1 protein-coding gene is annotated in these 589 nt (G+C 39.2%); it reads left to right on the top strand.

Translation table 11 applies throughout. The features are described from left to right. A partial coding sequence (locus tag G5V56_RS15625) for an HYR-like domain-containing protein (RefSeq protein ID WP_206285914.1) occupies positions 1–589 on the top strand: 589 nt, incomplete at both ends.

Here is a 589-nt window from a genome sequence, read left to right as displayed (position 1 = left end):
GATACTTGGGCATATACGTATACCATTGATCTTACTGCCTTTATCTTACCTGCTAACGGTTTAGAAACAGTTAGTAATTTAGCTGATGCTGTAGAGCCTACTCCGCCTACTGTTACTGATAATTGTGGTAACACAATGGTTCCTGTACTTTCTGATACATCAACTACTCCAGATTGTCAAGGATCTAAAATATATACATTTACTTATACAGACTGTGCTGGTAATTCTGCTGACTGGACGTATACTTATACCATCATTTTAGCACCTTTTACAGTGCCTGCTGATGGAGCTAGTACGGTAAATTGTATTGCTGATGCTACCGAAACATTCACATTGCCTACCATTCAAGATGTTAATGGTAACATATTAACGCCTTCGGCTGCAGTGATTACTGATACACCCGATCCATTAACTTGTGAAGGAACTAGAACTTATACCTATACGTATACCGACTGTGCTGGTAATTCAGATGATTGGTCATACGTTTATACCATTGATACGCCTGCTTTCACTATCACTGATCCTGATGGAGCCAGTACTGTAAATTGTATTGCTGATGCTACAGAAACATTCACAATGCCTACCATTC

The sequence above is a fragment of the Yeosuana marina genome, assembly GCF_011762485.1.
GTDB lineage: Bacteria > Bacteroidota > Bacteroidia > Flavobacteriales > Flavobacteriaceae > Yeosuana > Yeosuana marina.
Note: the sequence above shows the minus strand (reverse complement) of the source record. Positions and strands in the feature narration are given on the sequence as shown.